This window comes from Paracoccus chinensis (assembly GCF_900102885.1).
GTDB lineage: Bacteria > Pseudomonadota > Alphaproteobacteria > Rhodobacterales > Rhodobacteraceae > Paracoccus > Paracoccus chinensis.
This window is the reverse complement of the sequence record NZ_FNGE01000002.1, coordinates 148,037-170,363: the sequence shown is the minus strand read 5'-3', so window position 1 is coordinate 170,363 and position 22,327 is coordinate 148,037. Positions and strand designations below refer to the sequence as shown.

Genomic DNA, 22,327 nt, shown 5'->3' with positions numbered 1-22,327 from the left:
CTGCCGAGCGTCAGACGGGCGGGCGCGAGGGTGCGCCCGCCGATCCCGTGAATCAGGGCGACTCGGTGCCGCTGGTCGATTCCGAGGCGTCCAGCGCGGTCTCGTCGGTCGCGGCAGGCGCGTTCGCGGCCTCGGCGGCGGCGGCTTCGCGGGCGGCGCGCTTCTCGGCGCGGTCCTTCGCGGCCTTGCCCGGCTCGCCCTTCTTGAGGTTGGCGCGCTCGGTCTTGTCCTTCACGCCGGCAGCTTCCAAGAAGCGGGCCACCCGGTCGGTCGGCTGCGCGCCCTGGCCCAGCCAGTACTGCACGCGCTCGATGTCCATCTTGATCCGCTCTTCCGAGTCCTTCGGCAGCAGCGGGTTGTAGGTGCCCAGCTTCTCCAGGAAGCGGCCGTCGCGCGGCATGCGCGAGTCGGACGCGACGATGGCGTAGTGGGGGCGCTTCTTGGACCCGCCGCGGGCGAGCCGGATCTTCATGGCCATAGGTCTATCTCCTTGGATATGGCGGTTATTTCTGGAACTGCTCGTGATGCCGGATGACCTCCGAGATCACGAAATTCAGGAACTTGCGGGCAAAGGCCGGATCGAGATCCGCCTCGGCCGCCAGCCGTTCGAGCCGGGCGATCTGCTGCGCCTCGCGCGCGGGGTCCGACGGCGGCAGGTCGTGCTGGGCCTTGAGCCGCCCGACGGACTGGGTGTGCTTGAAGCGCTCGGCCAAGGTGAAGACCAGAACGGCGTCCAGCCGGTCGATGCTGGCGCGATGCTCGGCGAGCAACTCTGCGGCGCGGGCGGCAGGGTCGGTCACCGGGCGAATCCGGGCTGTGCATGGGATGCACGGTCCATGCACATCCGATGCACGGAGGGTATGAACCGGCCGGATGCGATCACCGGCAGAGGGGCGGAGGGCCTGGTCATTTCTTGCCGAACAGCCCCGAAAGGCCGCCGGGCAGGTTCAACCCGCCAAGCTGGCCGCCCAGACCCTTGGGGTCCTGCAGCATCTTGGTGGCCTCGGCCATCTTGGCCGGATCGACGTCGCCCAGGTCGGGCAGCCCGCCGCCCTTGCCGGACATGGCGCGCATCGCCTGCTTGAGCATGGCGCCCTTGCCCATCTTGCTGACCTTCTTCATCGTGTCGGCCATCTGCCGCTGCATCTTCAGCAGCTTGTTCAGTTCCGCCACGTCCATGCCCGCGCCCGCCGCGATCCGCTTCTTGCGGGAGGCCTGCAGAAGCTCGGGGTTCGCCCGTTCCTTCTTGGTCATGGAATTGATCAGCGCGATCTGGCGGCGGATCATCTTGTCGTCGATGCCCGCGGCCTCGGCCTGCTTGGCCATCTTCCCCATGCCCGGCATCATGCCCATGATGGACTGCATCCCGCCCATCTTCTGCATCTGCTCAAGCTGGTTGCGAAGGTCGTTCATGTTGAACAGACCCTTGGCGAAGCGCTTCATCATGCGCTCGGCCTGCTCGACCTCAAGGACCTGCTGCGCCTTTTCGACAAGCGCCACGATGTCGCCCATGCCGAGGATGCGGCCCGCGACGCGCTCGGCGTCGAAGGTTTCCAGCGCGTCCATCTTTTCGCCGACGCCGACGAAGCGGATGGGCTTGCCGGTGATCTGGCGCATCGACAGCGCCGCGCCGCCGCGCCCGTCGCCGTCCATCCGGGTCAGCACCACGCCCGAGACGCCGACCTTGGCGTCGAACTCGGTCGCCACGTTCACGGCGTCCTGGCCGGTCAGGCCGTCGACGACCAGCAGCGTCTCGCGCGGGTTCGCCACGTCGCGGACGGACTGGACCTCGTCCATCAGCACTTCGTCGATGTGCAGACGGCCCGCGGTGTCGAGCATGTAGACGTCATAGCCGCCCAAGGTCGCCTGCTGCTTGGCACGCTTGGCGATCTGGACCGCGTTCTCGCCCTTGATGATCGGCAGGGTATCGACGCCGACCTGCTGGCCGAGAATGGCCAGCTGTTCCATCGCCGCAGGGCGGTTGGTGTCCAGCGAGGCCATCAGGACGCGCTTCTTCTCGCGGTCCTTGAGGCGCTTGGCGAGCTTCGCCGTGGTGGTGGTCTTGCCCGAGCCCTGCAGGCCAACCATCAGGATCGGCGCCGGGGGCGTGTCGATCTTCAGCGTCTCGGGCGCATCCTCGCCCTGCAGCGTGCGGATGAGTTCGTCATGGACGATCTTGACGACCTGCTGGCCGGGGCTGACCGACTTTGTGACGGCCGCGCCCGTGGCCTTCTGCGTGACCGCGCGGACGAAGCTGCGGACGACCGGCAGCGAGACGTCGGCGTCCAGCAGCGCCTGGCGCACCTCGCGCATGGCGGCGGTGACGTCATCCTCGGTCAGGGCGCCCTGCTTGGTCAGGCGGTCGAAGACTCCGCCAAGGCGGTCTGACAGGCTCTCGAACATCGCGGACCCTCCGCAAGAAAACACCATTTGCCCCCGTGGGCGCATCCGCGCTGACGGGGGGCGATCCCCGGGCAAGGCGGGGACCGGAAGGCTGACCTTCCGGGAATCCGGGTGGACATTTCAGATTGACGGGCGAGAGTCAACCGGAACCGGAAGGACGGGCCCTGCCCCCCGCGCCACTTGCACGACCCTCCGGGGCATTTGGATCAGAAAGAAGACCATGAACCAGCCGATCAGCCGTTTCGAGATCCCCAACCTGCGCAGCCTGCCGCCTGACATCCAGGAGATGATGCGCGCCGTGCAGGAGAAGTCGGGCTTTGTCCCGAACATCTTCCTGGCACTGGCCCATCGCCCGGCCGAGTTCCGCGCCTTCTTCGCCTATCACGACGCGCTGATGGAAAAGGACGAGGGGCTGTCGAAGGCCGAGCGCGAGATGATCGTGGTGGCGACAAGCGGGCTGAACCGCTGCCAGTATTGCGTGGTGGCGCATGGGGCGATCCTGCGCATCCGTGCCAAGGACCCGCTGATCGCGGACAAAGTGGCGATCAACTGGCGCAAGGCAGGCCTGAGCGAGCGGCATTACGCCATGCTGTACTATGCCGAGCTGGTGGCGACGGATGCCGACAACATCACCCAGGACGATTACGAGGACATGATCGACGCGGGCTTCACCCCCGACGAGATCTGGGACATCGGCGCGATCTCGGCCTTCTTCGGGATGTCGAACCGGCTGGTGAACATGGCCGACATCCCCCCGAATGACGAGTTCTTCCTGCTGGGGCGGGTGCCCCGGCAAGGCTGACTCAGGGTTTCAGCGCCAGCCCCCGCGCCGCCGCATCCCGGATCGCGGCGGCGTAGGTCGTCACGTCGATGGTGGTCGCCACGAAGCGGGCACCGTCGGCCACGGCGTTGCGGGCATTCACCTCGTCGGTCCAGAGGATGCCCGCCGCCTTGCCCGAGGCGCAGATCACCCGGATCGCGGCGCGGATCGCGCGCTGGACCAGCGGATGATCCAGTTGCCCCGGAAAGCCCATGTCGGCAGCCAGGTCCGAGGGACCGATGAAGACGCCGTCCACGCCCTCGACCGTCAGGATCTCGTCCAGGACGTCCAAGCCCGCGCGGGTTTCCACCTGCACGCCCAGCCAGATCTGCGCGTCCGCCGTCGCCAGATAGTCGGGGATCGCAGAAAAGCGAGACGCCCGCGCCAGCGCCGCCCCCACGCCGCGGTTTCCGTTCGGGGGATAGCGGACGGCGCGGACCAGCTGTTCGGCCTGCGCCGCGCTTTCGACCATCGGGATCAGCAGGGATTGCGCGCCGATGTCGAGCGCCTGCTTGATGGCCCAGGTTTCGCCCATCGGCAGGCGCACGACCGGGGCGCTGGCCGATCCCTCGACCACCCGCAGCTGCGACAGGATGGAACGGAGGTCGTTCGGCGCGTGCTCGCCGTCGATCAGCAGCCAGTCGAAGCCCGCCGTGGCCGTGATCTCGGCGGCATAGGCGTCGCCCAGGCCTACCCAGGCGCCGATCAGGGTCTCGCCCGCCGCAAGCCGGGATTTGAAGCGGTTCTCGGGGGCGGGCATGGCAATCTCCGGCAGGTCAGGGCGGGTGGAGGATGGAAAAGGCCCGCGCCGGGCACAAGCAGGAACTTCGCCGAGGCGGCGGATCACGGCAAGCTCCTGAACATTCACACCAACTTGACCGGATGGGGCGGATCCGAATTGCGAGGTCGCGCAGTTATCCTGGCACGACCGTAACAATCTATCCTGCAGGAGATGACCATGAGCCTTGCCCGGACCTTCACCGCCGCCGCCCTGTTCGCCGTCAGCGCGGGCGCCGCCCTTGCGCAGGACGCCCCCGCGACCGTCGTCGACGTCGCCGTGGGCTCGCCCGACCACACCACGCTGGTGCAGGCGGTGACCGCCGCCGGACTGGCCGAGACGCTGCAGGGCGCAGGCCCCTTCACCGTCTTCGCCCCCACGAACGCGGCCTTCGCGGCGCTGCCCGCAGGCGCGCTGGATGATCTGCTCAAGCCCGAGAACAAGGAGCAGCTTGTCGGCGTGCTGGGCTGCCACGTGGTCGAGGCCAAGGCGATGGCGGCGGACGTCACCAAGATGATCGCCGACGGCAATGGCAGCGCCGAGATCACGACGCTGGGCAACTGCCGCCTGACCGTGACCAGCATGGACGGCAAGGTCATGATCGGCGGCGCGGGCGGCACGCCCGTCACCGTGACGGCCACGGATCTGGAGGCCGGGAACGGCGTTGTCCACGTGATCGACGGAGTTCTGCTGCCCGCCTCGTAAGCCACCGCGTGCAGCAGGAAGGGGAAAGGGGCGCCGCGTGCGCCCCTTTCTTCATGCGCCGGGGATCAGGCGGCCTGCGCGGCGGGGTCCACCAGCGCGACCAGGTCCATCATGATCCGGTTCAGCTCGAAGTCCTTGGGCGTATAGACCCGCGCCACGCCCATGGCGCGCAGTTGCGCGGCGTCGTCGTCGGGGATGATGCCGCCGACGATCACGGGGATATGGCCGAGGCCCGCGGCCCGCATCCGTTCCATGACGTCGCGGACCAGCGGCAGGTGGCTGCCCGAGAGGATCGAGAGGCCCACGACATGGGCCTGCTGGTCGCGCGCGGCGGCCACGATCTGTTCAGGCGTCAGGCGGATGCCGTCATAGGTGATGTCGATGCCGCAGTCCCGGGCGCGGAAGGCGATCTGCTCGGCGCCGTTGGAATGCCCGTCGAGGCCGGGCTTGCCCACCACGAACTTGAGCCGCCGTCCCAGCCGCGTGCTGACGGCGTCCACCGCCTCGCGGATCGGCTCGAGCCCCTCGGTGCGGTTCGAGGGGTTCGGGGACACGCCGGTCGGCCCACGGTATTCGCCATGGACCTGCCGCATGACGCCGGCCCATTCGCCGGTCGTGGCCCCTGCCTTCGCCGCCGCGATGGAGGCGGGCATGATGTTGCGGCCAGCCTCGGCGTCAGCGCGCAGGCGCGACAGGGCGGCCTCGACGGCCGCGTTGTCGCGGGTCTGGCGCCACTGGTTCAGGCGGGCGACCTGGTCCTGTTCCACCGCCGGATCGACGACCATGATGCCGCCGTCACCTGCCGTCAGGGGCGAAGGCTCGCCCCCCTGCCAGCGGTTCACGCCGACCACGACCGTCTCACCATCCTCGACCCGGTTCAGCCGCGCGGCATTCGACTCGACCAGCCGCGATTTCATGTAGTCGATGGCGGCGATGGCGCCGCCCATCTCGTCCAGCAGCTTCAGTTCCGCCCGCGCGCCGTCCTTGAGTTCCTCGACCTTTGCCGCGACCACCGGATTGCCGTCGAAGAGGTCGCCGTATTCCAGCAGGTCCGTCTCGTAAGCCATGATCTGCTGCATCCTGAGCGACCACTGCTGGTCCCAGGGACGCGGCAGGCCCAGCGCCTCGTTCCACGCAGGCAACTGCACGGCGCGGGCGCGGGCGTTCTTCGACAGCGTGACCGCCAGCATCTCGATCAGGATGCGGTAGACGTTGTTTTCCGGCTGCTGCTCGGTCAGGCCGAGGCTGTTCACCTGCACGCCATAGCGGAAGCGGCGGTATTTCTCGTCGTCGATGCCATAGCGCTCGCGGCAGATCTCGTCCCAAAGCTCGGTGAAGGCGCGCATCTTGCACAATTCGGTGACAAAGCGGATGCCCGCGTTCACGAAGAAGCTGATGCGCCCGACCATCGCCGGGAAGTCCTGCGGTTCCACCTTGCCTTTCAGGTCATCCAGCACCGCGATCCCCGTCGCCAGCGCATAGGCGAGTTCCTGTTCCGGCGTCGCCCCCGCCTCCTGCAGATGATAGGAGCAGACGTTCATCGGGTTCCACTTGGGCAGGTGCTGCGCCGTATAGGCCGCAACATCCGTGATCATCCGCAGGCTGGGCTTCGGCGGGCAGATGTAGGTGCCACGCGACAGGTATTCCTTGATGATGTCGTTCTGCACCGTGCCCTGCAGCTTCGAGACATCTGCCCCCTGTTCCTCGGCTACCGCGACATAGAGCGACAGAAGCCAAGGGGCCGTCGCGTTGATCGTCATCGAGGTGTTCATCTGTTCCAGCGGGATCTGGTCGAACAGCGCCCGCATGTCGCCCAGGTGGCAGACGGGAACGCCGACCTTGCCGACCTCGCCCCGCGCCAGCACGTGGTCGCTGTCATAGCCGGTCTGGGTGGGCAGGTCGAAGGCCACCGACAGGCCCGTCTGCCCCTTGGACAGGTTGGTGCGGTACAGTTCGTTCGACTTGGCAGCGGTGGAATGGCCGGCATAGGTGCGGAACAGCCAGGGTTTGTCCTTCTGGGCCATGCGGCGCCCCTCTCGCAAGAATCTGTCGCTTGAGGCGAGTTAAGGGACAGGATGATGCGCCGTCAACTCGCCGCAGCGCGGCACAAGCGTAACGTGGCGCCCGCAACATCGTTTCACGGCCCAGACATATTGTTGCGTCATTTTGCGCTGCATCTATTGCAATGTTGCGCCCGCCTGCATAGCACTCGACTCATGAGCCCGGCTTCTGCGCTGCGGCATGAACGCGAGGAGATCATCATGGCCCTGGACGCCCCATCCGCGATCGCGCCCTATGACGCGCCGATCAAGGACCTGTATGAAATCGGCGAGATGCCGCCCCTCGGCCATGTGCCGAAGCAGATGTATGCCTGGGCGATCCGCCGGGAACGCCAGGGCGAGCCTGACCAGGCCATGCAGGTCGAGGTCGTGGACACCTGGGAGATCGACAGCAACGAGGTGCTGGTCCTCGTGATGGCGGCGGGCGTCAACTACAACGGCATCTGGGCGGGCCTGGGCGTGCCGATCAGCATGTTCGACGTCCACAAGCAGCCCTATCACATCGCGGGTTCGGATGCCTCGGGGATCGTCTGGAAGGTCGGTGACAAGGTCCGCAACTGGAAGGTCGGCGACGAGGTCGTCATCCACTGCAACCAGGACGACGGCAACGACGAGGAATGCAACGGCGGCGACCCGATGTATTCGCCGACCCAGCGCATCTGGGGCTACGAGACGCCGGACGGGTCCTTCGCCCAGTTCACCCGCGTCCAGGCCCAGCAGCTGATGCCGCGCCCCAAGCACCTGACCTGGGAAGAGGCCGCCTGCTACACGCTGACGCTGGCCACCGCCTACCGGATGCTGTTCGGGCACGAGCCGCACGAGCTGAAGCCCGGCATGAACGTGCTGGTCTGGGGGGCCTCGGGGGGGCTGGGGTCCTATGCGATCCAGCTGATCAACGCGGCGGGGGCGAACGCCATCGGCGTGATCTCGGACGAGGACAAGCGCGAGTTCGTCATGGGACTGGGCGCCAAGGGCGTGCTCAACCGCAAGGACTTCAACTGCTGGGGCCAGCTGCCCACGGTGAACAGCCCCGAATACAAGGAATGGTTCAACGAGGTCCGCAAGTTCGGCAAGGCCATCTGGGACATCACCGGCAAGGGCCAGAACGTCGATATCGTGTTCGAGCACCCCGGCGAATCGACCTTCCCGGTGTCGGTCTTCGTCTGCAAGAAGGGCGGGATGGTGGTGATCTGCGCGGGCACCACCGGCTTCAACTGCACCTTCGACGTCCGCTACATGTGGATGCACCAGAAGCGCCTGCAGGGGTCGCACTTCGCCCATCTCAAGCAGGCGGCGGCCGCCAACCGGCTGATGCTGGAGCGCCGGCTCGACCCCTGCATGTCCGAGGTCTTCCCGTGGGACGAGATCCCGCAGGCGCATGTCAAGATGATGAAGAACCAGCACAAGCCCGGCAACATGGCGGTGCTGGTGCAGGCCCCGCGCACCGGTCTGCGCACATTCGAGGACGCGCTGGAAGCCGGCCCCGGCCGCTGAGGTTCTGAAATAATGCAAAGGCCGGCGCTTGGACGCCGGCCTTCTTCATTTCACCGCCCGTTACTGGGCAGGCTGGTAGGTCTGCGGCGGCTGGGCGGTGTCGGTCAGTTGCGACACGTCGATTCCGGCCTCGGTCAGCGCGGCCTCGGCTTGGCTGCGGGTTTCGGCGTCGATCTGCGGCTCGCGCGCGAGGATCCAGCCGATCGGGCCTTCGGGCGACTGGACGGCGGCCCACTGGTATTTCCCGTCCTCGACGTCGCTGGCGGCGGCCACGACATAGTTCACGCCCTGGTTCTGCTCGCCCATCGAGAACTCGACGTTCAGGGTGTTGAAGTTGTTGTTCACCACCTCGGCCTCGCCGGTGATGCCCTGCGGCTGGCCGTCCTTCCCGTCGCAGCGGTTCGTGACCTTCACCGTCTCGGCATCGACCAGCTCGTAGGTGGCGGTGACGCCACCCGCGCACATCTCCTGGAAGGGGGCGGGGGTGCGGGCGATCTCGTACCAGGTGCCGGCATAGGCCTGCGGGTCGATCTCGGTCGAAGCCGTGGTTCCGGCGTCCTGCGCGAGGGCGGGCGCGGCCATCATCAGCGACGCGGCAAGGCCGAGTGCGAATCTCATCGGGAAATCTCCTGTGTGCTTACGGCGGGACGACACCCGTCCCGCCGCGCCGTTCGGTCACGCGCCTTCACGATCAGTAGTTGCCGGGCGGGTCGCTGGCGGGGAAGGATTCGTCCACCTGCTCGTCCACACGGTCCCAGCCCCGGCGCGGGCGGTCGCGCATCGATTCAGGCCCGGCGTCGCGGACGAAGGTCGGGCCGGCGACTTCCTCGGCCCCTTGGGCGACCTTGGGGTCGATGGCGGCGAGCCCTTCCGGGCGGCGGGCCGCGTCGCGGGCCGGGCGGCGGGGCGCGCTGTCGCGCAGGAACGAGACCGTCAGCGCAGCGATCCCGGCCAGCGCCAGCAGCGGCAGCAGCGAGTCCGAGCGGTGGTGGTGTCGGTATCTCATGGAATGTCCTTTCCTTTTGGTGGCGACGCACGGGCGCGTCTTCAGCCGCTCAACGCCCTGAGCCCGCCTCGGGTCCGTCGCGGCGAAAATTGCCGCCGGGCGTGGCGGTGCGCCGCCGCTCCCGCTAGGATGCGGCATGGAACTTTCCCCGACCTCCCCCACCCTGCCCAGCTTCTCGCCCGACCAGGCCGAGGCATGGGATGCTCTGGCCGAGGCGCTGGCGGGCGCGGGCATTGACCTTGTCTCCGAAGAACTGGCGCCTGCCCAGGGTGGCAAGGGCCGGGTAATGGCCGTGCTGGGCAAGGCGGGGTCGGGCAAGACGCTGCTTCTGGCGGAACTGACGCGGGCGCTGGTGGCCTCGGGCGTGCAGGTCGTCAGCGGGGATTACGAGAGCAAGAGGAAGAAGGACACCCGGACGGTCGCAATCCTTGCGCCGACCAACAAGGCGGCCTTCGTCCTGCGCACGCGCGGCGTGCCCGCGACGACAATCCACCGCATCCTCTACACGCCCGTCTATGACCCGGAATACGAGCGGCTGGCCGAGTGGCTGACGGGCACCGGCGAGCGTCCCCGGATCGAGGGGCTGACCGACGAGGCGCTGGACCGGGCGCTGATGTTCTACCAGGAGCACGGGTCGATCCCCGGCGCGCTGGCGGCGGCGGGCCTGCGCGGCTCCGACTTCATCCAGGGCTGGAAGCGGCGCGAGGACCCGCTGGACGTGGGGCTGATCGACGAGGCCTCGATGCTGGACGAGCGCCAGTTCGACGACCTGCGCGAGATCTTCCCGCTGCTGGTCCTGTTCGGGGACCCGGCGCAGCTTGCCCCCGTGGGCCAGTCGGGCGAGATGGTCTTCGACCGGCTGGCCGCGTCGCAGAAGCTGGAGTTGCACCGCATCCACCGGCAGGCGGACGACAGCCCGATCCTCGATCTGGCTCATGCGCTGTCCGATCCGGCGGTGGACTTCGCCGCCTTCGAGCGGCTGGTGCGCGAGGCCGCCGCCAGCGACCCGCGCGTGGTCTGGGCCGAGCGGATGGACGCCGACCTGATGGCGCGCAGCCCGGCGCTGGTCTGGCGCAACGCGACTCGGGTGCGGCTGATCACCGCCTTCCGCGCGGCTCATGGCGCGCCGGGCGACCTGCTGCTTCCGGGCGAGCCCTTGGTCTGCGACGGGATCGAGCTGCCGCTGAAGCACCGCAAGAAGCGCATCGACCTTGAGGCGCGCGGGCTGATCAAGGGCGCGCAGGTGATCTATCTGGGGCCGGGGAAGAAGCCGGGCTTTTCCCGCCTGCATGTGATCGGCACGCCCGAGCCGCGCCTGTCGGCGGCCAGCATCGTCAAGATCGAGACGCCGGATGTCGAGGAGCCCTTCATCCCCTTCGCCGCCCGCATGGGCGCGACCTTCCTGCATGGGGCGGCGGTGACGATCCACAAGGCGCAGGGGTCGCAATGGCCCGAGGTGCAGGTCTTCGCCCCCGACCTCTCGGCCGCCGCCTGGTCGAACCGGACCGAGGCCGGGCTGCCCCTGTGGAAGCGGCTGGCCTATGTCGCCATTACCCGCGCGCAGGAGCGGCTGTTCTGGGTCACGCGGGCGGCCTTGGCGCGACCGAAGGCGGGGCTGTCGGTGGATGATCTGGCCGTCGAGGCGGCGCCGTTGGAACTGGCGGCGCCTGAGTCCGAAGCGGAATAACGGGTTGAACCGCCGGAGCCTCCGGCAGGGATATTTGAAGACAGAAGATGCAGGCTCAGGACCCAGCCTTGCGGACCTTGGCGCCGGGCTGGGACTGAAGCTGCTCGATGCGGTCGCGCAGAAGCTCGGTCAGCGCCTCGCGCGGCAGGCCGGTTTCGCGGGCAAGCCGCAGGATGCCGAAATGGACGCGGGCGATTTCCTGGTAATAGCCCGCGAAGGCGAAGTTGATCGAGGCCCCGGCCATCGCGCCGAAGACGGGCGTCGCCTGGGCGGCGAGCTTCTGGCCCAGCACCAGCGACAGGCGCGGCGCAATGCGGGCGATGATGCCCTGCACCGTCTGGCCGGTGATCGACAGCTTCGCCGCCAGCAGGCCGAGGTCGGTGCCGTCGTCCTCGGACATGGGACCGGCGGCGGCGAAGACGCGCAGCGCCTCCATCCGCACCTCCTCGCTTTCAGGGTCGAGGCCGTGTTCGGCGGCGATCTCCAGGATCGCCCGAAGCAGCATCGTCACGGTCAGGGGCAGTTCGACCATCGCACCGGGCAGTCCCGCCATGCCGCCTGCCGCGCCAGAGACGGTCGAGGCGAGCCGGTTGAACCAGTCGCCCCGGTCACGGACATAGCGGCGCGAGCGCGTGGCCGCGTCGAAGGCCCGGTTCAGCGCCACCAGCGTGATCCGGTCCATCCGCTTGCGAACGAAGCCCGGCAGGCGGTCCACCAGCCCCTGCGCGCTGCCGCCCACCGAGGCGAGCATCTCCATGATCAGCCCGCCGGCATCGACATAGCGGCGTGCCAGCTTGTCGATCTGGACATGGACCGAAGGATCATCGATCGGCGGCAGAATGGCTTGGCGCGAGCTGATGCTTGTCGCGGGCATGGGGTGTGTCCTTCGTAACCTCGACATCGGCGCAGGATGAGCGCAGATCCGGTGCGCCCGGTTCCGCAAGCCCCGCCAGCACCTCGGGCCGGGTCTCGCGCGTCACCGCGCCCCGCACCCCAACCCAGGCGCCGGGGTGAAGTTCCAGACCCAGCACGCGGTCCGGGTTGGTGGGCGGCGGCATTTCCACGTGATCGAGCTTGGAGAACCCGAAGCGGCCGTAATAGGGCGCGTCGCCGACCAGCATCACCCGTTCCCACCCCATCGCGGCGGCGCGGGACAGGCTTTCGCGCATCAGGAACCCGCCCAGGCCTTCGCCCTGCGCAGTCGGGTGGACGGCGACGGGACCCAGCAGCAGCACCGGGCGGTCCGCCACGCGCACGGGCCAGTAGCGGATGGCGGCGAGCAGCGGGTCCGTCTGCTTCTGACCGGACCGCAGCAGCAGGCACAACTTGCGCACCGGGGGCACGCCGTCGCGCAGGCGATAGGAGGACAGCGCCGTGCGGCCCGGCGCGAAACACAGGTCCAGCAGCGCCTCGACCTCGGGCGTGTCGGCGTCGGTTTCGGGGCAGAGCCTGTACATCGGACCTCATCGCCGCAAGTCGCGCGCCCTTAGCACCGACCGGCAGGCGGTGAAAGAAACAATGCCGTGCAGGCGGTTGCCGCAGGCGGCCGGCGTGTTCATATGGCCGCGCCGCAACAGGAAAGGCCCGCGCCCCATGTTCTATCGTCCCGAAGCGGGCCACGGCCTGCCGCACAATCCCTGGAACGCCATCGTCGCGCCCCGGCCCATCGGCTGGATTTCCACCCGCGGGCGGCAGGGGGACAACCTCGCGCCCTATTCCTTCTTCAACGCCACGGCCTATGTGCCGCCGCAGGTCATGTTCGCCTCGACCGGCGCCAAGGGGGACCGGCCCAACACCAAGGATACGGTCGCGCAGATCGCCGAAACCCGCGTCTTCTGCGTCAACATCGCGGACGGCGCGCTGAAGGAGGCGATGAACGCCTCATCGGCGTCCCTGCCGGCGGGCCGGAACGAGTTCGAGGTGGCGGGGCTGACGGCGGTGGATTGCGAGACCATCGACTGTGCGCGCGTGGCCGAAGCGGCGGCCAGCCTTGAATGCCGCGCCACGCGGATCATCCGGCTGGCGGGCGAATCCAATCACATGGTTCTGGGCGTCGTGACTGGCATCCACCTGCGCGACGACAACGTGGTGGACGGCCGCTTCGATTTGCGCCGCAACGGCTGGCTGGCACGGATGGGCTATCGCGATTATGCGGTCGTCACCGACCTGTTCGAGATGGAGCGCCCGGCATGAACCGGCAGAAGAGCGTCAAGGATTACATCCGCACCATCGTGGATTTCCCGCATGAAGGGATCCTGTTCCGCGACGTGACCACCCTGTTCGCCGATGCGCGCGGCTTCCGCATCTGCGTGGACCAGCTGCTGTCGCCCTATGCCGGCATTCCCATCGACAAGGTCGTGGGGTTGGAAGCGCGCGGCTTCATCCTGGGCGGCGCGGTGGCCCACCAGCTGACCACCGGCTTTGTTCCGATCCGCAAGAAGGGCAAGCTGCCCGGCGCCGTCATCAGCCAGGCCTATGCGCTGGAATACGGCGAGGCGGTGATGGAGATCCATGACGACGCCATCCGCGCGGGCGAGCGCGTCCTGATCGTGGACGACCTGCTGGCCACCGGCGGCACCGCCAGCGCCGCCATCGAGCTCTGCCGCCGCCTTGGGGCCGAGGTCGTGGGCGCGGCCTTCGTCATCGACCTGCCGGAACTCGGCGGGCGCCGCGCGATCGAGGCGCTGGGCGTCGAGGTTCACGCCCTCTGCGAGTTCGAAGGGGCGTAACCGCGCGCCTCGGGCATGGGGAAGACCCGGTCGTAGGCCCAGTTGAATGCGTAGCCGTAGACGATGTAGAAGATCGCGATAGCAAGGTCGAAGAGGAAGGCCTGCCACAGCGAGACGCCCAGCATCCAGGCCACGAAGGGCAGCAGCAGGACCAGCAGCCCCCCCTCGAACAGCAGGGCGTGCAGGGCGCGGATGGGGTGGGTCTTGAGGACGCTGCCCCGCAGCCGCAGCATCGCGCGGTCGAAACCCAGGTTGTAGACATAGTTCCAAGCCGTCGCGATCAGCGAGGACACGACGCCGATGACCCCCAAGGAATGGGCGTCGAAGCCGGTCAGGATCGTGCCGCCGCCGATCAGGAAGATCAGGCCGATCAGCTCGAACAGGAGGGCGTGGCGGATGCGGTCAGCCGTGGTGCGCATGGGATCGGTTCCTTTGCGGGCCGTCCCGAGCGCTGCCCATGATGGGGAAGGTCGTCCTTCGCCGCCCGATATAGGCCGGGCGGCGAAGGGGTTCAACCGAGGCCCAAGACTGCGCCGGGGTTCATGATCCCGTGCGGGTCCAGCGCGGCCTTGATCGCGCGCATGGCCGACAGCTTCACCGGGTCGCCCCAGCGTTCGAGGTCCGCGACCTTGAGGCGACCAACGCCGTGTTCGGCCGAGAAGGAGCCGCCGCGTTCCACGACCATCTGGTAGACCGCCTCCGGCAGCCGGAACCGCAGGTCCGCGTAATCCGCGCGCGAGCGGCCGGCACCGGGGAAGACGTTGTAATGCAGGTTGCCGTCGCCCAAGTGGCCGAAGCAGTTGATCCGCATGTCGCCCATGCCGGCGATCATCGCGCCCGCATCCGCGATGAAGCGCGGGATTTCCGACAGCGGCAGGCTGATGTCATGCGAGGAAATCGCGCCGATACGCCGGTTCGCTTCGGGCAGATGCTCGCGCAGGTTCCAGAACTCGGCCGCCTGCTGGCCCGACTGGGCGATGGCGCCGTCGGTGACAAGGCCCTCCTCCATCGCCCGGCCCAGCAGGTCCTCGACCGCCGTGTCGGGGTCGATGCCTTGGGGCAGCGACAGTTCGAGCAGCACCGACCAAGCCGCGCCCGGCAGGGGCTGGCGGATTTCCGGCAGCGTCTCCGCGACAAAGGCGAGGCCCTGCCCCGAAATGAGTTCAAAGGTCGTGACGCAGCCCGCCATCATCGCCTGCGCCAGCGACAGAAGTTGCAGGGCCGCCGCCGGATCGGGCACTTCCAGCATCGCCGTGGCGACGGCGGCGGGCCGGGGCGCGAGCTTCAGCGTCGCCGCCGTGATGATCCCCAGCGTGCCCTCGGCCCCGATCATGAGGTCGCGCAGGGAATAGCCGGTGTTGTCCTTCCGCAGCCGCTTGAGATCGCGCAGGATCTTGCCATCCGGCATCACCGCCTCGATGCCAAGGCACAGCGCCCGCGCATTGCCCCAGCGCAGCACGCCCGTGCCGCCCGCATTCGCGGCCAGCACGCCGCCGATCTGCGCCGTCCCTTGGCTGGCGAGCGACAGCGGGAACTGCCGGCCCGCAGCCGCCGCGGCCTCCTGCACCTGCTGCAGCGTGGCGCCCGCCTCGGCGACCAGCGCATCCTCGTCGGCCCAGACATCGCGGATGGCGGTCATCCGTTCCAGCGACAGGACCAGGGGCGCAGGCCCTTCCGGCATGACCGAACCGGCGACCAGCCCCGTGCCGCCCCCGCGCGGCAGGATGGCGACACGCGCCTCGGCGCAGGCACGGACGACCGCCGCCACTTCCTCGACGTTGCGCGGTGCCGCCAGCAGCCCGCCCTGCCCCGCGAAATAGCCGCGCGGCTCGTCCAGGTGCCGCGGCTCCAGAGGGCGGACGACGCCCTCGGGCAAGGCGGCAATCAGACGATCATCGGCGGGGTTCAGCATGCAGTTCTCCTTTGCGTAAATATCCCGGGGGAGAGACACCGAAGGTGGCTCGGGGGCAGCGCCCCCATACCTATCCCGCCTCGGTCCGCCCGCGCCGGTCGGCCCGCAGGATCGAGTACTGGACGTGGTTCCGCCAGCGCCCGTTGATCTGCAGGTAGGATTGCGCGACGCCCTCGTACTTGAAGCCGCAGCTTTCCAGCGCGCCGCGGCTGGCAGCGTTCTCGGGCAGGCAGGCGGCCTCGATCCGCGACAGGTCCATCGGCCCGAAGGCATGGGCCACGACCGCGCAGATCGCCTCGCGCATGTAGCCCTGCCGCACGAAGGGCGCCCCGATCCAGTAGCCCAGCGTCCCCATCTGCGCGGGCCCGCGCCGGATGCCGTCCAGCGTGATCGCCCCCAGCAGAACGCCATCGTGGCGCACAAGGAACAGCGGCAGAGAGGTGCCGCTGCGGCTGGCCCGTGCCGCCCAGTAGACGCGGTTGGTGAAGGCGCGGCGCGACAGGTGGTCGGCGTGCCAGACGGGCTCCCACGGGGTCAGGAACTCGCGGCTTTCGGCCCGCAGGTTCGACCAGGCGGAATAATCGCCATGCGCCGGCAGGCGCAGCACCATGCGCTCGGTTTCCAGCCGGGGCGCATGGCGGCGAAAGAACATCAGGCGGCGAGCCGTTCGGCCAGCGCCTCGCGCGCCGGGGCCTTGCGGACGGGACCGTAAAGCGCCAGCGCCGGTTGCGCCCGCGCGATCATCCGCTGCGCGTGGTCGCGGACATCGGCGGCCGTCACGGCGTCGATGCGCCGGGCGACTTCCTCGGCATCCGGCACCCGGCCCCAGATCGACAGCGCCCGCGCGATCCGCTCGGCTTGGCCCGAGGGGCTTTCCAGCCCCATCAGCAGCCCGGCTTTCAGCTGCGCCTTGGCACGCGCGACCTCGGCCTCGCCCAGATCCTCGGCGGACCGGCGGATCTCGTCGATGGTCAGATGCGCAAGATCGGCCACCTGGTCACCCGAGGTGCCCGCATAGACCGTCACCATCCCCGTGTCGTCGTGGAAGCCCGACTGGGCGAAGATGGAATAGCAGAGGCCCCGCTCCTCGCGGATCTTCTGGAACAGGCGCGAGGACATGCCGCCCCCCAGCGCATTGGTCCAGATCTGCGCGGCGTAGAAGTCGGCGTCCAGGTAGCCCGGCCCCTCGAAGGCCAGAGCGAAATGGGCCTGCTCCAGCTTCTTGACGCGGCGGGCCTCGGTGCCCTGCCAGACAGCGGCCTCGCGGGTGACGCCCAGAAGCGGAGTCAGGTGGCCGAAGATCTCCTCGGCCTGCCGCACCAGCGCCTCGTGATCGATGGCGCCAGCGGCGGCCACGATCATCTGGCCGGGGCCGTAATGCTCGCCTACGAAGCGGGCCAGGTCCTCGCGCGAGAAGCCCGAGACGCGCTCGGCCGGGCCCAAGATCGTACGGCCCATGGGTTGGCCCGGATAGGCCGCTTCCTGCAGCCAGTCGAAGATCACGTCGTCGGGGGTGTCGAGGCTCTGGCCGATCTCGGACAGGATCACGCCGCGCTCGACCTCGATCTCGCGCGGATCGAAGGCCGGGTTCAGGAAGATGTCGCCGATCACGTCCAGCGCCAGCGCCACGTCGCCCGACAGGACGCGCGCGTAATAGGCCGTCACGTCGCGCGAGGTATAGGCGTTGATATAGCCGCCCACGTCCTCGATGGCTTCCGCGATCTGCAGGGCCGACCGACGCGCGGTGCCCTTGAAGGCCATGTGTTCGAGGAAATGCGCGATGCCGTTCTGCTCGGCGCGTTCGTCGCGCCCCCCGGCGTTGACCCATATGCCGACGCTGGCGGAATGCAGCCCCGGCATCAGCCGCGTGGCGACCCGAAGGCCGTTGGGAAGGGTCGTGATCTGGACGTCGTTCAAGCCATTCTCCGTTCAAGGATCAGGGACTTAAGCGCCTCGTTGTCGTTTTCAACCCGAGTGACGCGCTCGGGTAGGTCGAACAGCCGGGCCATGTGCGGCGGCAGGGGCGGGCGGATGCCGATGGCCTGCTCGACCGCGTCGGGGAACTTGGCCGGATGCGCGGTCGCCAGGGTGATCATCGGCACGCCCGGCTTGCGGTGGTCGTCCGCGACCTTGATGCCCACGGCGGTGTGGGGGCAGACGACCTCGCCCGTCTCGGCGCGGACACGGGCGATGGTGGAGAGGGTTTCCGCCTCGGACACCCGGCCCGAGTCGTAGATCTCGCGCAGGTGCTGCAGCGCGCCTTGCGGTACGGTGAAGCTGCCGCCCTTCAGTTCCTGCATCAGTTGCGAAACTGCCGCACCGTCGCCTGCCAGCGCGTAGAACAGCGCGCGCTCGAAGTTCGAACTGACCTGGATGTCCATCGAGGGCGAGACGGACGGCTCGACCCGGCCGACCTCGTAGGTGCCGCTGCGCATGACGCGGTCGAGGATGTCGTTCTGGTTCGTCGCGATCACCAGCCGGTCCACGGGCAGGCCCATGGCGCGGGCGATGGTGCCTGCGAAGATGTCGCCGAAGTTGCCGGTCGGGACGGTGAAGCTGACCGGGCGGTGCGGCGCCCCCAGGCTGACCGCGCTGGTGAAGTAATAGACCACCTGCGCCAGCACCCGCGCCCAGTTGATCGAGTTCACCCCGGCCAGACCCACGCCATCGCGGAAGTCATGGTCGTTGAACAGGTCCTTCAGCCGCGCCTGCGCGTCATCGAAGGTGCCGCTGATGGCCAGCGCATGGACGTTGGCGTCGTCGGGCGTCGTCATCTGCCGCCGCTGCACCTCGCTGACCCGGCCATGCGGGTAGAGGATGAAGACATCGACATTCGGCAATCCGCGGAAGGCCTCGATCGCAGCCGAGCCGGTGTCGCCGGAGGTCGCGCCGACGATGGTGACGCGGCGGCCTTCGCGGGCCAGCGCCACCTGGAACAGCTGGCCGATCAGCTGCATGGCAAAGTCCTTGAAGGCCAGCGTCGGCCCGTGGAACAGCTCCAGCAGGTGATGGCCGGGGGCGAGTTGCACCAGCGGCGCGCGGGCGGCATGGCCGAAGCCCTGATAGGCGCGGCGGATGGCCTGGCGCAGCTCGTTTTCGGAAAAGCTTTCCGCCACGAAGGGCTGCATGACGCGGAAGGCGGCCTCTTCATAGGACTGCCCCTCCAGCGCCGCGATTTCCGCCGCGTCCATCTGCGGGATCGTTTCAGGCACATACAGCCCGCCGTCGCGGGCCAGCCCGGTCATCATTGCCTCGGCAAAGGGCAGCACGGGCGCCTGCCCGCGGGTCGAGATATAGCGCATCGTCTTCCCTTCAGTCGGTTTGCCGCCGGATACGCCAGGCCAGCGCCATTGTCATCCCGAAGCAGATCAGCGCGAACAGGAACCACTGCACCGCATAGGACAGGTGGTTGTTCGGGATGCCGCTGACGTCGAGCGGCATCGGCGTGATCCCCTGCGCCTCGCCCTGCACGGCGTGCGCAACGACCAGCACGGGCTCGGTGCCCAGGTGCTCGGCCATGCGCGGCACCTCGCGGGCAAACCAGATGCCGGCCTTCAGGTCAGGCTCGGGCGTCATGCGGCCCTTTTCATCGGGCCAGTGGAGGTTGCCGGTGACGGTCAACTGCGCTGGCGGACGGGCGGCGTGGCGGTCGTCCTGCGGGATGAAGCCGCGGTCCACCATGATCCGGCGGCCGTCGGCGGTCTCGAAGGCCGAGACGACATTGTAGCCGCCGCCGAGTTCCTTGGTGCCGGACAGGACCAGGATCTCCTGCCCCGTGGTGCGGCCCGAGACGACGACCGGCAGGTAGCGCATCGACGGGTCGATGGCGGGTGGAAGGGGACCGGCGGGCTGCTCGATCCCGCGCTGGATGGCGGCAAGCTGCTGGGTTTTCCACTCCATCCGCTGCAACTGCCAGACGCCCAGGGAGACCAGGACGGCGGTTAGGGCGAAGGCGGGGATCAGCAGGACAAGCAGGCGGCGCAGCATGGGCAGGTGCCTTGATCGGGCGGCAGGGGGCGCGGGTCCCCGGAATGGCGAAGGCGCGCAGGACGGGCCCGCGCGCCTTGTGGGAGGGTGGCGGGGATCAGCGGCCCCAGACGTAGATGGCGGCGAAGAGGAACAGCCAGACCACGTCCACGAAGTGCCAGTACCAGGCAGCGGCCTCGAAGCCGATGTGCTGGCGGTCGTTCATGTCGCCGCGCATGAAGCGGACAAGGCAGACCAGCAGGAAGATTGTCCCGATGATGACATGGGCGCCGTGGAAGCCGGTCGCCATGTAGAAAACGCCGCCGTAGACGGTGTCCGCCAGGCCGAAGGCCGCGTGGCTGTATTCATAGGCCTGCAGGATGGTGAAGGCCACGCCCAGGATCACGGCCACGGCCAGGCCGCGGATCACGGTCTTGCGGTCGTTCTCATGAACCAGCGCATGGTGCGCCCAGGTCACGGCGCAGCCCGACAGCAGCAGGATCAGCGTGTTGATGAAGGGCAGGTGCCAGGGGTCGAAGGTCACGATGCCTTCCGGCGGCCAGACCCCATCCACGATCGGGCTCATCTCGCCCATCGGATACAGCGCGTTCTTGAAGAAGGCCCAGAACCAGGCAACGAAGAACATCACTTCCGAGATGATGAACAGAATCACGCCGTAGCGCAGGCCGATCTGGACGACCGGAGTGTGGTCGCCGGTGTTGCCCTCGTGCGTCACGTCGGACCACCAGCCCCACATGGTGTAGATCACCGTCAGAGCGCCGAGCGCGAACATCGCCCAGGAGGGTAGGCCCAGGACGCCCATGCCCTTCATCCAGAAGACCGCGCCCGTCAGCATGATGAAGGCGCCGACCGCGCCAAGGAACGGCCAAAGCGAGGGCGGCAGGATGTGATAATCGTGGTTCTTGGCGTGGGCCATGTCGCGGGCTCTCTCTCGGGTCGTCGTGGGCGTTCAGTTTAGGGCGGTCGCCGGGGCTGCGTCCACCTCGGCACGGGCCGATTTCTGCGCGTCCTGGCGGAAGAAGGTGTAGCTGAGCGTGATGTCCCGGATGTGGCCGGCGTCGCGGCTGTCCACCATGTCGGGGCTGACGAAGAAGGTCAGCGGCATCTCGATCCGTTCCCCGGGAGCAAGCGTCTGCTCGGTGAAGCAGAAGCACTCGATCTTCTCGAAGTAATAGCCCGCGTCGTCGGGGGCGACGTTGTAGGTCGCGCTGCCGGTCACGGTCTGGTCCGACACGTTGACGGCCTCGTAATAGGCCATCGCGGTCTCGCCGAGACGGACGGTCATCTCCCGCTGCATGGGGCGGAAGGTCCAGCCCATGTCGGGCATGACGTTGGCGTCGAAGCGGACGCGCACGGTGCGGTCCAGCACGCGGTCGGATTCCTGCGTGGCGACCTGCGTGGTCCCGGCGAAGCCCGTCACCTGGCAGAACCAGGAATAGAAGGGCACCGCCACCCAGGACAGCGCGCCCATCACGACGACCACGGCCAGCAGCCGCCAGACCAGGCGCTTGTTCGCGTCGGGTGCCGTGCTCATGGCCGCACCGGGGCGGTCTGGGCGTTCGGCAGATCGGCGCCGGGAGTCCCGGGCGCGGCCACCGGATTCGCCGCTGGGCCGGGCACCGCCGTCACGGGCGCCGCGGCCGGCAGGCGGTGGTCGAAGCCCTGCAACAGGCCGCCCTGCTGCACCTTCACCACGGACAGCGTGAAGACCAGCGCCACGAACAGGGCCAGCACGATGCCCAGCCCGATGTTGCGGCCGCTGCGGCGGCGGTGCAGTTCATGTTCGGTCTGCAGTCCCATCACCATGTCCCCACCGTTGCCTGCAGCGCCAGCGCCGCGAAATGCAGCGCGAGGTAATACAGCGACAGGCGGAAGAAACCCTTTTCGGTGCGGTAGTCGTCGGCCTGCGCCTGCGCCTCGGTCCGGCGCAGGATCTGCCAGCCACCGCGGATGAACAGCACGTTCAGCACCAGCGCGACCGACAGATACAGCGGCCCGCCGACCGGGGTCAGGCCCAGGGCGACCGCGAAGGGCGCCAGCACCAGCGTATAGCCGAAGATGTGGCGGCGCGTGGCCGTCCGGCCATGGGTGACCGTCAGCATCGGCACGCCGGCCTTGTGGTAGTCTTCCTTCATGAACAGCGCGAGCGCCCAGAAATGCGGCGGCGTCCAGAAGAAGATCAGCGCGAACATCAGCAGCGGCTCGATCGAGATGCCGCCGGTCGCGCAGGCCCAGCCGACCATCGGCGGGAAGGCGCCCGCCGCGCCCCCGATCACGATGTTCTGCGGCGTCGAGCGCTTGAGGAAGACCGTGTAGATCACGGCGTAGAAGAAGATCGTGAAGGCCAGGAAGGCGGCCGCGAACCAGTTGGCCGCAAGCCCCAGCATCAGCACGGCCAAGCCCGACAGGAACAGCCCGACGCCCAGCGCCTCCTCGGCGCTGACGCGGCCTGCGGGAACGGGGCGCTTGCGCGTCCGGTTCATCACCGCGTCGATGTCGGCGTCATACCACATGTTCAGCGCGCCCGAGGCGCCGCCCCCCAGCGCGATGAACAGCACCGAGGCGAAAGCCACGACCGGGTTCACCGACACGGGCGCCACATACAGCCCGACAAAGGCCGTGAAGACGACCAGCGACATGACGCGCGGCTTGAGCAGCGCGACATAATCGCCGAACTCGCCCTCGCCCCCGGCCGCGATGCGGGGGGACGAGGAATCATATGCGCGGATGTCGCTCACCGCCCTGG

The 22,327-nt window shown here is 68.4% G+C and carries 24 protein-coding genes and 1 pseudogene; 6 read left to right on the top strand and 19 right to left on the bottom strand.

Going from position 1 to position 22,327, the window contains the following annotated elements:
* Positions 1-52 precede the first annotated feature (52 nt).
* The 3 genes from rpsP to ffh all read right to left on the bottom strand — a co-directional run bounded on the left by rpsP (position 53) and on the right by ffh (position 2,403).
* Complete coding sequence (gene rpsP, locus BLQ03_RS02755; protein WP_090752475.1) at positions 53-478, bottom strand: 30S ribosomal protein S16; 426 nt, start codon at positions 476-478, stop codon at positions 53-55.
* A 25-nt stretch (positions 479-503) separates the two neighbouring features.
* Positions 504-800: a chorismate mutase gene (locus BLQ03_RS02750; protein ID WP_090752473.1), complete on the bottom strand. Its 297-nt coding sequence runs from the start codon at positions 798-800 to the stop codon at positions 504-506.
* 106 nt (positions 801-906) lie between these two features.
* Positions 907-2,403, bottom strand: a complete 1,497-nt coding sequence (gene ffh, locus BLQ03_RS02745; protein WP_090752471.1) for a signal recognition particle protein — start codon at positions 2,401-2,403, stop codon at positions 907-909.
* Positions 2,404-2,623: 220 nt separating this feature from the next.
* Between ffh and BLQ03_RS02740 the strand changes: the two genes are divergently transcribed.
* Complete coding sequence (locus BLQ03_RS02740) at positions 2,624-3,205, top strand: peroxidase-related enzyme (RefSeq protein WP_090752468.1); 582 nt, start codon at positions 2,624-2,626, stop codon at positions 3,203-3,205.
* Between the two features lies 1 nt (position 3,206).
* On the opposite strand, the gene BLQ03_RS02735 is transcribed toward BLQ03_RS02740, so the two are convergent.
* The gene (locus tag BLQ03_RS02735; protein ID WP_090752463.1) at positions 3,207-3,983 is read right to left on the bottom strand and encodes an aldolase/citrate lyase family protein; all 777 of its coding nucleotides are present in this window, start codon (positions 3,981-3,983) and stop codon (positions 3,207-3,209) included.
* A 198-nt stretch (positions 3,984-4,181) separates the two neighbouring features.
* Between BLQ03_RS02735 and BLQ03_RS02730 the strand changes: the two genes are divergently transcribed.
* Complete coding sequence (locus BLQ03_RS02730; protein ID WP_090752460.1) at positions 4,182-4,706, top strand: fasciclin domain-containing protein; 525 nt, start codon at positions 4,182-4,184, stop codon at positions 4,704-4,706.
* A 65-nt stretch (positions 4,707-4,771) separates the two neighbouring features.
* Here the strand turns inward: BLQ03_RS02730 and BLQ03_RS02725 are convergent, their stop codons facing one another.
* Complete coding sequence (locus BLQ03_RS02725; protein WP_281200988.1) at positions 4,772-6,748, bottom strand: protein meaA; 1,977 nt, start codon at positions 6,746-6,748, stop codon at positions 4,772-4,774.
* A 219-nt stretch (positions 6,749-6,967) separates the two neighbouring features.
* Here BLQ03_RS02725 and ccrA point away from each other — a divergent pair, with 219 nt between their 5' ends.
* Positions 6,968-8,260: a crotonyl-CoA carboxylase/reductase gene (gene ccrA, locus BLQ03_RS02720; RefSeq protein WP_090753003.1), complete on the top strand. Its 1,293-nt coding sequence runs from the start codon at positions 6,968-6,970 to the stop codon at positions 8,258-8,260.
* A 60-nt stretch (positions 8,261-8,320) separates the two neighbouring features.
* On the opposite strand, the gene BLQ03_RS02715 is transcribed toward ccrA, so the two are convergent.
* Both BLQ03_RS02715 and BLQ03_RS02710 read right to left on the bottom strand, forming a co-directional pair.
* Positions 8,321-8,878 carry a lipocalin family protein gene (locus BLQ03_RS02715; protein WP_090752454.1) on the bottom strand — a complete coding sequence of 186 codons (558 nt, stop codon included), beginning with the start codon at positions 8,876-8,878 and terminating at the stop codon, positions 8,321-8,323.
* Positions 8,879-8,951: 73 nt separating this feature from the next.
* Positions 8,952-9,266, bottom strand: coding sequence for a hypothetical protein (locus BLQ03_RS02710; protein WP_090752451.1), 315 nt, complete (start codon positions 9,264-9,266; stop codon positions 8,952-8,954).
* 136 nt (positions 9,267-9,402) lie between these two features.
* Between BLQ03_RS02710 and BLQ03_RS02705 the strand changes: the two genes are divergently transcribed.
* Entirely contained in the window at positions 9,403-10,953 is a 1,551-nt protein-coding gene (locus tag BLQ03_RS02705) for an ATP-dependent DNA helicase (protein ID WP_090752448.1), read from the top strand.
* Positions 10,954-11,008: 55 nt separating this feature from the next.
* Here the strand turns inward: BLQ03_RS02705 and BLQ03_RS02700 are convergent, their stop codons facing one another.
* Both BLQ03_RS02700 and BLQ03_RS02695 read right to left on the bottom strand, forming a co-directional pair.
* Positions 11,009-11,827 carry an EcsC family protein gene (locus BLQ03_RS02700; RefSeq protein ID WP_090752445.1) on the bottom strand — a complete coding sequence of 273 codons (819 nt, stop codon included), beginning with the start codon at positions 11,825-11,827 and terminating at the stop codon, positions 11,009-11,011.
* 97 nt (positions 11,828-11,924) lie between these two features.
* Positions 11,925-12,410, bottom strand: a pseudogene (locus BLQ03_RS02695) (GNAT family N-acetyltransferase); the annotation flags it as partial.
* 136 nt (positions 12,411-12,546) lie between these two features.
* Between BLQ03_RS02695 and BLQ03_RS02690 the strand changes: the two are divergent.
* Both BLQ03_RS02690 and BLQ03_RS02685 read left to right on the top strand, forming a co-directional pair.
* A complete protein-coding gene (locus tag BLQ03_RS02690) occupies positions 12,547-13,146 on the top strand; it encodes a flavin reductase family protein (RefSeq protein ID WP_090752439.1) in 600 nt (199 codons plus the stop codon).
* Entirely contained in the window at positions 13,143-13,682 is a 540-nt protein-coding gene (locus BLQ03_RS02685; protein WP_090752437.1) for an adenine phosphoribosyltransferase, read from the top strand. The genes BLQ03_RS02690 and BLQ03_RS02685 overlap by 4 nt, the downstream gene beginning before the upstream one ends.
* On the opposite strand, the gene BLQ03_RS02680 is transcribed toward BLQ03_RS02685, so the two are convergent.
* From BLQ03_RS02680 to cyoE, 10 genes are all read right to left on the bottom strand, one after another.
* On the bottom strand, positions 13,652-14,101 hold the full coding sequence (locus BLQ03_RS02680; RefSeq protein WP_090752434.1) for a PACE efflux transporter: 450 nt from the start codon (positions 14,099-14,101) through the stop codon (positions 13,652-13,654). The two genes, BLQ03_RS02685 and BLQ03_RS02680, sit on opposite strands and share 31 nt — an antisense overlap.
* Before the next feature lie 92 nt (positions 14,102-14,193).
* On the bottom strand, positions 14,194-15,594 hold the full coding sequence (locus tag BLQ03_RS02675; RefSeq protein ID WP_090752430.1) for an FAD-binding oxidoreductase: 1,401 nt from the start codon (positions 15,592-15,594) through the stop codon (positions 14,194-14,196).
* Between the two features lie 70 nt (positions 15,595-15,664).
* Positions 15,665-16,246 carry a GNAT family N-acetyltransferase gene (locus tag BLQ03_RS02670; RefSeq protein ID WP_090752427.1) on the bottom strand — a complete coding sequence of 194 codons (582 nt, stop codon included), beginning with the start codon at positions 16,244-16,246 and terminating at the stop codon, positions 15,665-15,667.
* Complete coding sequence (locus tag BLQ03_RS02665; RefSeq protein ID WP_090752424.1) at positions 16,246-17,511, bottom strand: M16 family metallopeptidase; 1,266 nt, start codon at positions 17,509-17,511, stop codon at positions 16,246-16,248. Before BLQ03_RS02665 ends, BLQ03_RS02670 begins: the two co-directional genes overlap by 1 nt.
* Complete coding sequence (gene thrC / locus BLQ03_RS02660; RefSeq protein ID WP_090752421.1) at positions 17,508-18,896, bottom strand: threonine synthase; 1,389 nt, start codon at positions 18,894-18,896, stop codon at positions 17,508-17,510. Before thrC ends, BLQ03_RS02665 begins: the two co-directional genes overlap by 4 nt.
* 10 nt (positions 18,897-18,906) lie before the next feature.
* Positions 18,907-19,581, bottom strand: a complete 675-nt coding sequence (locus tag BLQ03_RS02655) for an SURF1 family protein (RefSeq protein WP_090752419.1) — start codon at positions 19,579-19,581, stop codon at positions 18,907-18,909.
* 97 nt (positions 19,582-19,678) lie between these two features.
* A complete protein-coding gene (locus BLQ03_RS02650; RefSeq protein WP_090752416.1) occupies positions 19,679-20,497 on the bottom strand; it encodes a cytochrome c oxidase subunit 3 in 819 nt (272 codons plus the stop codon).
* A gap of 33 nt (positions 20,498-20,530) precedes the next feature.
* Complete coding sequence (locus BLQ03_RS02645; protein ID WP_090752414.1) at positions 20,531-21,115, bottom strand: cytochrome c oxidase assembly protein; 585 nt, start codon at positions 21,113-21,115, stop codon at positions 20,531-20,533.
* The gene (locus BLQ03_RS02640; RefSeq protein ID WP_090753000.1) at positions 21,112-21,381 is read right to left on the bottom strand and encodes a hypothetical protein; all 270 of its coding nucleotides are present in this window, start codon (positions 21,379-21,381) and stop codon (positions 21,112-21,114) included. The genes BLQ03_RS02645 and BLQ03_RS02640 overlap by 4 nt, the downstream gene beginning before the upstream one ends.
* A complete protein-coding gene (gene cyoE, locus BLQ03_RS02635; protein ID WP_425415711.1) occupies positions 21,381-22,319 on the bottom strand; it encodes a heme o synthase in 939 nt (312 codons plus the stop codon). The genes BLQ03_RS02640 and cyoE overlap by 1 nt, the downstream gene beginning before the upstream one ends.
* Positions 22,320-22,327 lie beyond the last annotated feature (8 nt).

Coding starts and splice junctions, on each gene's coding strand:
- BLQ03_RS02735 (WP_090752463.1), bottom strand. CDS start 3,983: ATGCCCGCCCCCGAGAACCGCTTCAAATCCCGGCTTGCGGCGGGCGAG.
- ccrA (WP_090753003.1), top strand. CDS start 6,968: ATGGCCCTGGACGCCCCATCCGCGATCGCGCCCTATGACGCGCCGATC.
- BLQ03_RS02700 (WP_090752445.1), bottom strand. CDS start 11,827: ATGCCCGCGACAAGCATCAGCTCGCGCCAAGCCATTCTGCCGCCGATC.
- ffh (WP_090752471.1), bottom strand. CDS start 2,403: ATGTTCGAGAGCCTGTCAGACCGCCTTGGCGGAGTCTTCGACCGCCTG.
- rpsP (WP_090752475.1), bottom strand. CDS start 478: ATGGCCATGAAGATCCGGCTCGCCCGCGGCGGGTCCAAGAAGCGCCCC.
- BLQ03_RS02685 (WP_090752437.1), top strand. CDS start 13,143: ATGAACCGGCAGAAGAGCGTCAAGGATTACATCCGCACCATCGTGGAT.
- BLQ03_RS02710 (WP_090752451.1), bottom strand. CDS start 9,266: ATGAGATACCGACACCACCACCGCTCGGACTCGCTGCTGCCGCTGCTG.
- BLQ03_RS02740 (WP_090752468.1), top strand. CDS start 2,624: ATGAACCAGCCGATCAGCCGTTTCGAGATCCCCAACCTGCGCAGCCTG.
- BLQ03_RS02730 (WP_090752460.1), top strand. CDS start 4,182: ATGAGCCTTGCCCGGACCTTCACCGCCGCCGCCCTGTTCGCCGTCAGC.
- BLQ03_RS02650 (WP_090752416.1), bottom strand. CDS start 20,497: ATGGCCCACGCCAAGAACCACGATTATCACATCCTGCCGCCCTCGCTT.
- BLQ03_RS02645 (WP_090752414.1), bottom strand. CDS start 21,115: ATGAGCACGGCACCCGACGCGAACAAGCGCCTGGTCTGGCGGCTGCTG.
- thrC (WP_090752421.1), bottom strand. CDS start 18,896: ATGCGCTATATCTCGACCCGCGGGCAGGCGCCCGTGCTGCCCTTTGCC.
- BLQ03_RS02655 (WP_090752419.1), bottom strand. CDS start 19,581: ATGCTGCGCCGCCTGCTTGTCCTGCTGATCCCCGCCTTCGCCCTAACC.
- BLQ03_RS02705 (WP_090752448.1), top strand. CDS start 9,403: ATGGAACTTTCCCCGACCTCCCCCACCCTGCCCAGCTTCTCGCCCGAC.
- BLQ03_RS02675 (WP_090752430.1), bottom strand. CDS start 15,594: ATGCTGAACCCCGCCGATGATCGTCTGATTGCCGCCTTGCCCGAGGGC.
- BLQ03_RS02715 (WP_090752454.1), bottom strand. CDS start 8,878: ATGAGATTCGCACTCGGCCTTGCCGCGTCGCTGATGATGGCCGCGCCC.
- BLQ03_RS02680 (WP_090752434.1), bottom strand. CDS start 14,101: ATGCGCACCACGGCTGACCGCATCCGCCACGCCCTCCTGTTCGAGCTG.
- BLQ03_RS02670 (WP_090752427.1), bottom strand. CDS start 16,246: ATGTTCTTTCGCCGCCATGCGCCCCGGCTGGAAACCGAGCGCATGGTG.
- BLQ03_RS02690 (WP_090752439.1), top strand. CDS start 12,547: ATGTTCTATCGTCCCGAAGCGGGCCACGGCCTGCCGCACAATCCCTGG.
- BLQ03_RS02640 (WP_090753000.1), bottom strand. CDS start 21,381: ATGGGACTGCAGACCGAACATGAACTGCACCGCCGCCGCAGCGGCCGC.